Source organism: Bacteroides sp., from assembly GCF_019417265.1.
Classification (GTDB): domain Bacteria; phylum Bacteroidota; class Bacteroidia; order Bacteroidales; family Bacteroidaceae; genus Phocaeicola.
The window spans coordinates 1-12,360 of sequence record NZ_DXVR01000085.1; the positions used below are offsets into that span (position 1 = coordinate 1).

Annotated in this window: 11 protein-coding genes and 1 other RNA gene; 10 read left to right on the forward strand and 2 right to left on the reverse strand. The window is 41.4% G+C overall.

Annotated elements, in window-relative coordinates; genetic code table 11:
• The first annotated feature begins 163 nt into the window (after positions 1 to 163).
• Positions 164 to 373 (forward strand): hypothetical protein, encoded by a 210-nt coding sequence (locus QZ379_RS09970; RefSeq protein ID WP_291563898.1) that lies wholly within the window; start codon positions 164 to 166, stop codon positions 371 to 373.
• A 38-nt stretch (positions 374 to 411) separates the two neighbouring features.
• Entirely contained in the window at positions 412 to 1,020 is a 609-nt protein-coding gene (locus QZ379_RS09975; RefSeq protein ID WP_291563900.1) for a riboflavin synthase, read from the forward strand.
• Positions 1,021 to 1,093: 73 nt separating this feature from the next.
• On the opposite strand, the gene QZ379_RS09980 is transcribed toward QZ379_RS09975, so the two are convergent.
• Together QZ379_RS09980 and rnpB are read right to left on the reverse strand one after the other, a co-directional pair.
• The gene (locus tag QZ379_RS09980; protein ID WP_291563902.1) at positions 1,094 to 2,410 is read right to left on the reverse strand and encodes a YihY/virulence factor BrkB family protein; all 1,317 of its coding nucleotides are present in this window, start codon (positions 2,408 to 2,410) and stop codon (positions 1,094 to 1,096) included.
• Between the two features lie 29 nt (positions 2,411 to 2,439).
• Positions 2,440 to 2,793: RNase P RNA component class A (rnpB, locus tag QZ379_RS09985), an RNA gene on the reverse strand.
• Positions 2,794 to 3,053: 260 nt separating this feature from the next.
• Between rnpB and QZ379_RS09990 the strand changes: the two genes are divergently transcribed.
• The 8 genes from QZ379_RS09990 to ettA all read left to right on the forward strand — a co-directional run bounded on the left by QZ379_RS09990 (position 3,054) and on the right by ettA (position 12,112).
• A complete protein-coding gene (locus QZ379_RS09990) occupies positions 3,054 to 4,556 on the forward strand; it encodes a Do family serine endopeptidase (protein WP_291563904.1) in 1,503 nt (500 codons plus the stop codon).
• Positions 4,557 to 4,753: 197 nt separating this feature from the next.
• The gene (locus QZ379_RS09995) at positions 4,754 to 5,614 is read left to right on the forward strand and encodes an RNA polymerase sigma factor RpoD/SigA (protein ID WP_154044561.1); all 861 of its coding nucleotides are present in this window, start codon (positions 4,754 to 4,756) and stop codon (positions 5,612 to 5,614) included.
• A 147-nt stretch (positions 5,615 to 5,761) separates the two neighbouring features.
• Entirely contained in the window at positions 5,762 to 6,169 is a 408-nt protein-coding gene (locus QZ379_RS10000; RefSeq protein WP_291563907.1) for a hypothetical protein, read from the forward strand.
• A gap of 83 nt (positions 6,170 to 6,252) precedes the next feature.
• A complete protein-coding gene (locus QZ379_RS10005; protein WP_291563909.1) occupies positions 6,253 to 7,488 on the forward strand; it encodes a clostripain-related cysteine peptidase in 1,236 nt (411 codons plus the stop codon).
• Between the two features lie 77 nt (positions 7,489 to 7,565).
• Complete coding sequence (locus tag QZ379_RS10010) at positions 7,566 to 8,219, forward strand: HAD family phosphatase (protein ID WP_291563911.1); 654 nt, start codon at positions 7,566 to 7,568, stop codon at positions 8,217 to 8,219.
• A 93-nt stretch (positions 8,220 to 8,312) separates the two neighbouring features.
• Positions 8,313 to 9,134 (forward strand): 3-methyl-2-oxobutanoate hydroxymethyltransferase, encoded by an 822-nt coding sequence (panB, locus tag QZ379_RS10015; RefSeq protein ID WP_291563912.1) that lies wholly within the window; start codon positions 8,313 to 8,315, stop codon positions 9,132 to 9,134.
• Between the two features lie 161 nt (positions 9,135 to 9,295).
• Positions 9,296 to 10,414, forward strand: coding sequence for an MFS transporter (locus QZ379_RS10020; protein WP_291563916.1), 1,119 nt, complete (start codon positions 9,296 to 9,298; stop codon positions 10,412 to 10,414).
• A gap of 9 nt (positions 10,415 to 10,423) precedes the next feature.
• Positions 10,424 to 12,112 (forward strand): energy-dependent translational throttle protein EttA, encoded by a 1,689-nt coding sequence (gene ettA / locus QZ379_RS10025; protein WP_291563914.1) that lies wholly within the window; start codon positions 10,424 to 10,426, stop codon positions 12,110 to 12,112.
• The last annotated feature ends 248 nt before the right edge of the window (positions 12,113 to 12,360 follow it).

Here is a 12,360-nt window from a genome sequence, read left to right on the forward strand (position 1 = left end):
GAGCATAACCTTGCCAAGGTTAGGGTCGCGAGTTCGAGTCTCGTTTTCCGCTCTGACAGAAGGAAGCCGATAAGTTCGGTTTCTTTCTTTTTTTGTTGTTTTCATTTGTCAATATCATAGCTTTCAGTATCTTTGCCGCGCAAAATATTTAAGACTGACTTACATGAAAACTTATGACATTTATTTTTCGGATGGAGATTCTTACGATAACAAGGGATTCTCGCTGAAAACTATGGAAAAGGCCATTCATATGGCTGAGGATATGCTGGAGAAGGGTAATTCGTTTACAGAAGAATGCGCCGGTGGAGAAATATCGGTTGTGGATTCTGACGGCGAAACTGTATGGTCAAAGCCAATCCCGGCAAAAAAGTGAATAGACGTATATTGATTAACTGGTAAAAGATAAACTTTATGTTCTCTGGTATAGTAGAAGAATTTGCAGAGGTGGTAAAGGTGGTTAAAGAACAGGAAAACCTTCATCTCACACTTAAATGCTCGTTTGTGGACGAACTCAAGATTGATCAGAGTGTGGCTCATAACGGAGTGTGTCTTACTGTGGTAAGTATTCAGGATGGCACTTATACGGTGACAGCCATGAAAGAAACGATAGAACGTTCCAACATCGGATTGCTGAAGGCAGGCGACAAGGTGAATGTGGAAAGAAGTATGATGATGAACGGTCGACTTGACGGACATATCGTACAGGGGCATGTAGACCAGACTGCGACTTGTGTAGCTGTGGATGATGCCGAAGGTAGCTGGTATTTCACATTTAAGTATGCATTCGGCAAGGAAATGGCGAAAAGAGGATATTTCACTGTTGACAAAGGTTCTGTAACGGTTAATGGAGTGAGCCTGACGGTATGTAATCCTACTGAGGATACATTTCAGGTGGCTATAATTCCTTATACTTTCGAGCATACTAACTTCCATACCATAAGTGTGGGAAGCGTTGTGAACCTGGAATTTGATATAATAGGAAAATATCTGAGCAGAATGATGCAGCTTACTGCAGAATGATGCTTCTCCTGTTGAAAAGGATATAAGAACGGCTTCCGTGATGATGCTTATCATATGCGGAAGCCGTTATCTTTTATAAGTCTTTCAGTAGAATACGGTTGTTTTGTGATGAATAGTCTTCGCGGGCTTTGACTAATGCGTCCCATGATTCGGGATATGAGTTTTTGTCAATATTGAAATTCTCAAACCCTTTGGAATCTATCATGTTCAGCATAACTCCAATGCTCAGGTTGTTGATGTCCATGCCGGGCAGGTAGCAGACTTCTTCGCCTTTCTCTTTCTCTCTTACTCCCTCGTAGATGAGTTGCAGGTCCTGAAGCTCGTACAGGATATCTTTCGTAAGCCTTATTGGAATCTTGTTTTCCCGGCTTATCTCTTCGGCTGTATATGGAATTTCGCCGTTCTCAAACCTTTTGCAAATCCGTGACAAAATGACTGTGCAGAAAAAGTCGTGATATCTTCGGCTGATATTTTTGGCTTCCTTGCCATATTTGAATGATTCCAGATTCTGGCTGACATAGTTCATCTCTGCACCGAAAAGGCAGATACTCCATGATATCTGAGTCCATAGCAGGAACATCGGAATAGCTGCAAAGCTACCATAGATGGCGTTGTAGCTCGACACCCATATCTGACTGTTTATATATATGTACTGGAACAGCTGGAATGCGCTGCCGGCAAGTATTCCGGGGATTATGGCGTGCGATATCTTTACTTTCGTGTTTGGAATGAAGACAAACAGGCCTATGAACATAGCCCATATTATGGCGTAAGGCAGAAGGCGAATCAGAAACTTCATAATCGGGGCAAGGAGTGTGAATGTCTCCATCTCTGTAAGCATGGTTGTCATGAAGATGGATAATCCGCTGGAGAACACTATAAGTAACGGCAGCAGGAGTATCATGGAAAAATAATCTGTTATTTTCCTGAATACTGAACGTGGACGTTTTACCTGCCAGATAGTGTTGAAGCTTCGTTCTATATTGTCTGTCAGTATTAATATAGTCCATAATAACATTACAATACCGATTCCGATGAATATTCCGCTGCGTGCGTGCTGCAGATATGAGTTAATCCATGTTATGACAAGCTCTGCCTGATGTTTGCTCAAGTTGTTGCGGAATAGCCCTTCTATAATGGAGTCGAATCCGAATCCTCTGGCTATGGCAAACAGTATTGCTAATATCGGGATGATGGAGAGCAGTGTGCTGTATGTTAAGGCTGATGCGCGTACGGCTATTCTATTATTGTTGAACTGCTCTGTGGAAAATGTTATTATTCTGATGATTTTTATAACGTTTCTGAGTAAAGTAGGGTATTTCTCTTCATCGGCTATCCATAGCTCTTTCTGGAAGAAGTTTTTCCATTTCTCTATCGGGAACTTTTTCATGGCGAAAGGTTGTTAATGAAATAAAAAAAGAAAGCAGCAGGCCTATAAGCCGGGTTCTGTTCCTCTGACTGGCAGGGGTGTCTGTCATTTATCTACGCCGAACGTCACCGAACGGCTCAAGCGGTCCACCCTCCGACGTGGGGCGAGCAACCCTCGTTAATGCCGGTTTACATGACCTTACAACTCCTAAGATGCACAGCCCGCATATCGCTATGCGGCTGGTGGGCTCTTGCCCCACCTTCTCACCCTTACTCCCGAAGGAGCGGTTATTTTCTTCTGCATTACTCTACCCTCGCGGACAGCTTTCTGTTAGGAAGTAGGATGCTCTGTGTTGCCCGGACTTTCCTCTTGTATAATATACCAGCGACAGACCGGTCTGCTGCTTTCCAAGTGCAAAGGTAGGGAAATAAACTGAAAAAACGGCAGACTTGGCAGAAATACTTTTATCTTTGTCGTGTCAGTTACTTGTAATGAATGTAAATTTGTCAGTTTCGCTCGTTAACACGGGTTAATCGGCTATATGCCAATGTTAAAAGAGGGAAAAAACTGATACTTAGGAGTACAACCGTATGGAATTTGTTATACTTTAGCGGATGAAATGTTAAACAAGTAGTGAAATTAACAATTTAATGTAGACAAGATTATGAAAACAGTAACTAAATTTGCTATAGGAGCAGCTTCAATGGTTGCAGTCAGTGCAGGAGTTGCAGGTGTTACAGCATACGTTGTTTCACAGAATAATCAACCTAAGGAGAGTCAGACTTTCTTCGAGTCTTTCAATACCATGCCTCTTACACGTGCGGTGGCTATGGATTCCAACAGTATGCAGCCTGTTGATTTGACTAAAGCTGCTGAGAGTTCTTTGAATTCAGTAGTACATATCGTTGCTACACAAAGAAGCAAGGTGCAGACAGTACAGCAGATGCCGGACATATTCGATTATTTCTTCGGCGACGGTCGAGGACGTCAGCGTCAGATAGAAACTCCTGAACAGAAAGGATTTGGTTCCGGAGTTATTATCTCTAAGGACGGATATATAGTAACAAACAACCACGTTATAGACGGAGCTGACGAAATAAGTGTCAAGCTTCAGGACAGCAGAGAACTTAAGGGTAGGGTGATAGGTACGGACCCTACAACAGACCTTGCCTTGGTTAAGATTGAAGGTGATGATTTCCCTGCAATCCCGGTAGGCGACTCTGACAAACTGAAAGTTGGTGAATGGGTATTGGCTGTTGGTAATCCGTTTAACTTGGGTTCTACAGTTACAGCCGGTGTGGTAAGTGCAAAATCAAGAGGCCTTGGTGCTAATCAGGTGGAATCATTCATTCAGACTGATGCTGCTATCAACCAGGGTAACAGTGGTGGTGCACTGGTTAATGCACGTGGCGAACTTGTAGGTATCAATGCAATGTTATTCTCGCCTACAGGTGCATATTCAGGATACGGATTTGCAATCCCTACAAGCATTATGACTAAGGTTGTTACAGATATCAAGCAGTATGGTACTGTTCAGCGTGCATTGCTCGGTATTGCCGGAAGAAATATGGGTGATGAAACTTATCCGGATGAAATAAGAAAAGAACAAAAGGAACTTGGCGCAAATGAAGGTGTACAGGTAATAGAAGTTACCGAAGGTGGTTCTGCAGATGGAGTATTGCAGAAGAATGATGTCATTCTTGAACTTAACGGTAAGAAAGTCAAGACAATGGCAGACTTGCAGGGTATGCTTGCCCAGTATCGTCCTGGTGATAAAGTAAAACTGACGGTATTCCGCGACAAGAAAGAAAAAGACTTCACCATCACATTGAAGAATGCCCAGGGTAATACCAAGGTGGTTAAGAAAGCAGATATGGAAATGCTTGGTGCCGCATTCCGCGAAGTGCCTGAAGAATTGAAACGTCAGTTGAACTTAGGTTACGGAGTACAGGTAACAGGAGTAACTGATGGCAGAATGGCTGACAGCGGTATCCGTAAGGGATTCATTATATTGAAAGCTAATGGAAAACAGCTGAAGACTGTTCAGGATCTTGAGAATGTAATGAAGTCTGCATCTCAGTCACCAGACCAGGTATTATTCATGACCGGTGTTTATCCTTCCGGAAAACGTGCAAACTATGCAGTTGATTTGTCACAGGTAGAATAAATTCAGGTAAAAAGATATAAGGTATTTTTATGTAGGTATTAAATTAAGGTAAAAGATTCCGAGAGGCGTTTTATGTTATATCTGACATATACGCCTCTCTTTATCGTTTATTGTTATAAAAAGTTATAATAAAGATCAGGAAAAATTGCCTGTTTCTTGATATTTTTATAACTTTACGCCCAAATCGATTTTAAAGAATGAGACAATTAAAGATTACCAAAAGTATCACTAACCGAGAGAGCGCTTCTCTGGATAAGTATTTACAGGAAATTGGTCGTGAAGACTTGATTACGGTGGAGGAAGAAGTTGAGCTTGCTCAGCGTATCCGAAAGGGGGATAGAATTGCGTTAGAGAAACTTACAAGAGCAAACTTGCGATTTGTCGTTTCTGTTGCCAAGCAGTATCAGAATCAGGGATTGAGCTTGCCGGACTTGATTAACGAAGGAAACCTCGGACTTATTAAAGCAGCCGAAAAGTTTGACGAAACTCGTGGTTTCAAGTTTATCAGTTATGCAGTATGGTGGATTCGTCAGTCAATCCTTCAGGCTTTGGCGGAACAGTCAAGAATCGTTAGATTGCCATTGAACCAGGTGGGTTCATTGAACAAAATCAGTAAGGCATTCTCCAAGTTCGAACAAGAAAACGAGCGTCGCCCGTCGCCGGAAGAGTTGGCAGATGAACTTGAAATCCCTGTAGATAAAATTTCTGATACTCTGAAAGTTTCAGGAAGACACATTTCTGTAGACGCACCTTTCGTAGAAGGTGAAGACAACAGCTTGCTCGACGTGTTGGTGAACGATGATTCGCCTATGGCGGATCGTTCTTTGGTTAATGAGTCACTTTCGAAGGAAATCGACAGAGCATTGTCTACGCTGACCGATAGAGAGAAGGATATAATCCAGATGTTTTTCGGTATTAACACGCAGGAAATGACGTTGGAAGAAATTGGCGATAAATTTGGACTTACACGCGAACGTGTACGCCAGATTAAGGAAAAAGCTATTAGAAGATTAAGAAACAATTCGCGTAGTAAATTGCTCAAATCTTATTTGGGATAAGATAGAGATTGGTTTCCGAAAAGAAAAACAGAAATAAACTTGATATGGTTTGTTTCTGTTTTTTTGTTTCTGTATGTTAAAATAAGGTCATGCTTTTCCTATATTGACAATAAATGACTACTTTTGCATTAATATAAACAATTGATTATGCGACTTATAAGATTATTATGCTTTGTGTTTGCCGTATCCATAGTTGTTGGGGTAACGGCCAAGAAATCAAAAGATAAAAACAAATATGGTGTATATATGGCCGGAGTTTCAGCTTCGTTTACTGATTCTTTGGTATATTTCACAGATATACAATTTCTGGACAGTGCAGTAGTGGACGGTAAGGGATTTCTGGTCGGACGTTCGCAGTACAGCGTTCAGCTTAAGGATTATTTGGAAACAAAAGAAGCTGGTAAGAACCGTACATGTTTCATGTTCTATAACCTGAAGAAGAGTAAGTTGCAGAAAGAATTATTGAAGCTTAAAGAGAAATATAACAAAGGAGGCAATCTATTGCTTAAGAGCGTAAATCCTGAATTTAAGTTTGAGAAGGCTGAGATGTATTAGTCTTCTGATTGGGCGTATCGTTTTGTTTTGGTTGTAATAAAGCATAACGATACGCTTTCTGTTTTTATATATTTGTATTGGAAATGAAGAAAATATTATTTTTATTACTATCGGTTTTTGTATTATTCTCATGTTCTGACGAGATTCCTGAAGAAAAAGTGCCTCTTAAATCGGGGAGGACTATTTTGGCGTATCTGATATCGAATAATAAATCTGGTAGTCTTGATAGAAATTTAAAACAGAATCTTGTTGATATGTATTCCGGATTGGTTCAGACTACAGATTCATGTACTTTGTTAGTCTATTATAGACCATATGATAATGATAACAGCGGTTTGTCTGGTCCGAGTCTATTGCAGTTCAATTCAGATGGTAAGGGTAATATAAACGGTAAAAAAAGTTTGCAAGGTGATGATTTGACTCCTACAAAAGTGATTGGTGAAGCTTTTTGCAGCAAGTATGCAGACGAGAATCATAATGCAACAGCCCCTGGAACTATGTCGCGTGTATTGTGCGATATGATTAAGCTTTCTCCATCAACAAACTATGGGCTTATATTCGGTTCGCATGGTACGAGTTGGATGAAAGGAAATGCTGTTTCCGGACGTTCTTTTGGTGATGACGCAGGTTATAATATTAATATACCTGAGATGGCCAATGTATTGGCAGAAGCGTTTAGTGGAAAACAATTGGATTTCATACTGTTTGATGCCTGTATGATGGCTACAGCAGAGGTTTGTTATGAACTTAAAGATGTAACAGATTATCTGATAGGAGCGGTTGTAGAAACTCATACTGCAGGTCATCCTTATGATGTGATTCTGCCTAAGATGTACGGAGATGCTATTCCGTATAATGAAATATGTAAAGATTATATCGATTATAGTAGAGAATTGGGAGCATGGGGAACCTGTTCTGCTATAGATTGCCGTAAGATGGATGAATTAGCAGATTGGGTTAGCGCTAATTTGGAACTTTATTCAGGTAAGTTTGCTTCTTTGGATAAGGATGCTATTCAGCAATATGGCGTGGATGATGAATGGAGAAATTTTAAATATTTCTCATTTGATATTGTTGATTGTTTTAAAAACTTGAATGATGGAAATGTTCCTAAAGGATTAGAGGATGTAATAAATAAAGTAGTTGTAGCGAAAGATGCATTATATGGAATACAATATCCAATTGTAGGTAATTCGTTATATACAATTGAAAAAGACCGTTTCTGCGGTATCGGAATGTATCTTCCAAATATCGTTTCTAAACCAGACTGGAATTCTTATTATACTACCCTATCATGGTACAAGGCAGTAGGGTGGTAACGTTTTTATTGATGATTAGGCAATGATTAGATAGTGTTTAAACATTATTTAAACAGTGATAAAACATAAACTAAACAATGGATAAAACCAAAACTATAGCTGCACTTTTCGATTTTGATGGTGTAGTGATGGATACAGAATCACAATACACGATATATTGGAATGAGGTAGGACGTAAGTATCACCCCGAAACTGAGAACTTCGGATTAATCATCAAGGGGCAGACTTTAGCTCAGATATACGACCGCCATTTCAAGGGAATGGATGCTGTTCAGGCAGAGATTACTGCCGGACTTAACAAGTTTGAAAGTGAGATGAAGTATGAGTATGTGCCTGGAGTGGCAGAGTTCATGAAAGAACTTCGTGCGAATGGTGTCAAGATAGCCATTGTAACAAGCTCCAATGAAAAGAAAATGTCGAATGTATATTCTGTACATCCGGAACTGAAGGACTTGGTAGACAGAATACTTACGGCAGAGATGTTTACCCGTTCCAAGCCCGCTCCGGACTGTTTCCTCTTGGGAGCACAGGTATTCGATACCATCCCGGAGAACTGTGTCGTTTTCGAAGATTCGTTCCATGGCTTGCAGGCCGGAACGTCGGCACAAATGACAGTTGTTGGATTGAGTACTACCAATCCGGCGGAAGCTATAAAGGACAAGTGCAATTTAGTTATTTCTGACTTTACAAATTTCACTTATCAGGACATGATTTCGCTGCTCGAAAACTGATTCAAGCAAGTAAAAATCATACTTAATTTGTTTAAATGACATAAAACATCTAATTTTGCCGAGTTTTTAAATTTACTTAATTAAAAAGAAAATATGGCAGGATATTTATCTGGTGATGTGCGTAAGGTTACCACTCACCGTTTGACAGAAATGAAACAGAGAGGCGAGAAGATTTCTATGCTTACCTCATATGATTACACTATGGCACAGATAGTTGACGGTGCCGGAGTGGATGTTATCTTGGTTGGAGACTCTGCTTCCAACGTTATGGCCGGAAATGTCACAACATTGCCTATCACAATAGAACAGATGATTTACCACGGTAAATCTGTTATGAGAGGTGTAAAGCGTGCCCTGGTAGTGGTAGATATGCCGTTCGGTACATATCAGGCAGACGCTTACGATGGTGTCCGCAATGCTATCCGCATAATGAAAGAAACACATGCCGACGCTCTGAAACTGGAAGGTGGAGAGGAAATTATTGACACTGTGAAGAAGATAATCGGTGCCGGAATGCCGGTGATGGGACATCTGGGACTTATGCCTCAGTCTATCAACAAATACGGAACATATACAGTGCGTGCAAAGGAAGATACAGAAGCTGAAAAGCTTATCCGCGACGCTCATCTCCTTGAAGAAGCAGGATGCTTTGCGCTTGTACTTGAAAAAATACCGGCAGAACTTGCTACGAGAGTTGCTTCTGAACTTACAATTCCGGTTATCGGAATCGGTGCCGGAGGCGGTGTAGACGGACAGGTACTGGTGGTAACAGATATGCTTGGAATGACAAAAGGCTTCAGCCCTAAGTTCCTCCGCCGTTATGCCGACCTTCATACTGTTATGACAGATGCAATAGGTCAGTACGTGAGCGATGTGAAATCAAGTGATTTCCCTAATGAATCAGAGCAATACTAATTCTAAAATATAAGAAAAGGACTAATAAATGAAGAACGTAAAGCCTTGTTTAATAGGCCGGTATATCTTCATTTATTGGTCCTGTGTTTTTCTATAAGATATAATGTATGTTTAGTACTTCTTACAACACTTCGGAACAAGTATTCTGGAATAAGAATTTCATGCTTCTTATTTTTTCAAATGTATTATTATACATAAGCGTTTACATGCTCTTTCCGGTGTTACAGACTTGGATTGTAAGTAAATGGGATTATTTTCCCACTGGAGCCTCATTGGTATCATCTTTGTTCGGTATAGCATTGTTTCTGCCCGGAGCAGTAAACAACTACCTTGTAGATACATTTAAGCGTAAAAATGTATGTACAAGGAGCATAATGCTGTTTGCGCTTTTAGGATTGCTCTATCCCTACGCCGACCAGATATGGATGGTATATGCCTTGCGGGTCCTTCAGGGAGCATTGTTCGCCATAGCGCTTATGGTAACGGGAAGCACACTGGTCATTGATGTCACGCCAAGCTCGTTCAGAAGTAAAGCCAATTGGGTATTTGCCTTTTCGGGAGGTGTCGGTATGCTGTTGGGGTTGTCGGGAGGATTGTATCTGTCTTCCATTTTCTCTTTGAACAATATGATGTACATTTCGGCAGCCTTTGCCGGGGTGGCATTGTTTCTTGTATCTATGATAGAAATCTGTTTCCGTGCCCCGCTTGAACCACCGTTTTTCTCTTTCGACAGGTTCATCCTTTTCCGCAATATCCCTCCGGGAATAAATATGATGACTGTACCTTTCGTTTTGGGAACGGTACTTGCCGGTAAACCAGATTATTTTTTCTATCTTTGTATTGTCCTTGGGTTTGCAATCTTCTGGTTTATACCCAAGCAGATAAAGAAGAAAGCCGATGATATAGTGTGGATTGTGACAGGATATGTATTCATGACATTGTCTGTTTATTTTGTTTCGGTATATCAGCATCATATTGTCCTTTGTGCGGCCGGAGTAATGATGGGACTGGGTGTGGCTTCCGCCATGTGCCAGTACCTGAAGATAATGATAAAGTTGCCGAAGCATTGCGAGCGCGGTACAGGGTACCACACATATCAACTGATGTGGGAAATAGGCATAATGATGGGAGTGGCATTAGGATTTTATGTATGCAGATATTACGAATCCGATCCTTTGACACTGTCAGGCGTAATATGTATGGCGGGTCTGTTAGGCTATCTTCTGTTTACACGCAGATATTATCAGAAAAGAACACTAAGCAATTCAACAATTAAATAAATAAAGAATATGGCAGACGACAAAAAAATTATCTTTTCGATGGTCGGAGTGAGCAAGTCATTCCAGAACAACAAGCAAGTATTGAAAGACATCTACCTATCCTTTTTCTATGGAGCAAAAATCGGTATTATAGGTTTGAACGGTTCCGGTAAGTCAACTTTGATGAAAATCATTGCCGGTATCGAGAAAAGCTATCAGGGCGAAGTGGTATTCTCGCCTGGATATTCAGTGGGATATCTCGCTCAGGAACCGCAGCTGGACGATACAAAGACTGTGAAAGAAGTAGTAATGGAAGGTGTTCAGCAGGTCGTAGATACACTGGCAGAGTATGAAGAAATCAACAATAAATTCGGTCTGCCGGAATATTACGAAGACCCTGAGAAGATGGACGCACTCTTCGCGCGCCAGGCAGAACTGCAGGACATTATCGATGCTACTGATGCATGGAACCTCGACAGCAAGCTGGAACGTGCCATGGACGCACTGCGCTGTCCGCCTGAAGACCAGTTGGTGAAGAATCTCTCCGGAGGTGAGCGCCGCCGTGTGGCATTGTGCCGTCTCCTTCTTCAGAAACCTGATATCCTCCTTCTTGACGAGCCTACCAACCACCTTGATGCAGAAAGTATCGACTGGTTGGAACAGCACTTGCAGCAGTATGAAGGTACTGTAATTGCCGTTACTCATGACCGTTACTTCCTCGACCACGTTGCAGGATGGATTCTTGAACTCGACCGTGGCGAAGGTATTCCATGGAAGGGAAACTATTCAAGCTGGCTTGAACAGAAGACAAAACGTATGGAGATGGAAGAAAAGACTGCCAGCAAGCGTCGCAAGACTCTCGAACGCGAGCTTGAATGGGTGCGCATGGCTCCTAAGGCACGTCAGGCCAAAGGTAAGGCACGTCTTAACTCATACGACAAACTCCTCAACGAAGATGTCAAGACTAAGGAAGAAAAACTTGAAATCTTTATCCCTAACGGACCACGTCTCGGCAACAAGGTTATCGAAGCCAAGCACGTGGCCAAGGCATACGGCGACAAACTTCTGTTCGACGACCTCAACTTTATGCTTCCGCCTAACGGTATAGTAGGTGTCATCGGTCCTAACGGTGCCGGTAAGACAACCCTCTTCCGTCTGATTATGGGACTTGAAACTCCTGACAAGGGCGAATTCGAAGTAGGAGAGACTGTAAAAGTGGCATACGTTGACCAGCAGCACAAGGATATAGACCCTAACAAGACTGTATATCAGGTGATAAGCGGTGGAAACGACCTTATTCGCATGGGTAACCGCGATGTCAATGCCCGCGCATACCTGAGCCGTTTCAATTTCTCAGGTGCCGACCAGGAAAAACTTTGCGGAATGCTTTCAGGTGGTGAGAGAAACCGTCTTCACCTTGCAATGGCACTGAAGGAAGAAGGCAACGTATTGCTTCTCGACGAGCCTACCAATGATATCGACGTAAATACTCTTCGTGCCCTTGAAGAAGGTCTTGAAGATTTTGCAGGATGTGCCGTAGTAATCAGCCACGACCGTTGGTTCCTCGACCGTATCTGTACTCACATCCTTGCTTTCGAAGGTAATAGCGAAGTGTTCTATTTCGAGGGTTCATATACCGAATATGAAGAAAACAAGATGAAGCGCATGGGTAATGTGGAACCTAAGAGGGTACGTTACCGCAAGCTGATGGAAGATTAATAAATGATATTATTTAATAGGAGAGGACGATGGCCGGAAGGTTGTCGTCCTTTTTATGTTTTTTTGTATGAAATAATATATACTGTCCTAAATTTTATGTAAAAAAACAGAATTCAAATGTAAGTATTTTCTTATATCTGAATTCTGTTTCTTTTAAAAATGGTGTAATAACCGTTCTTGCGGTTGATAATATCTTAACCCAAGTTTGATAGCAAAAAAAATATTTAGTTATTTTTTAGCTGTATAAT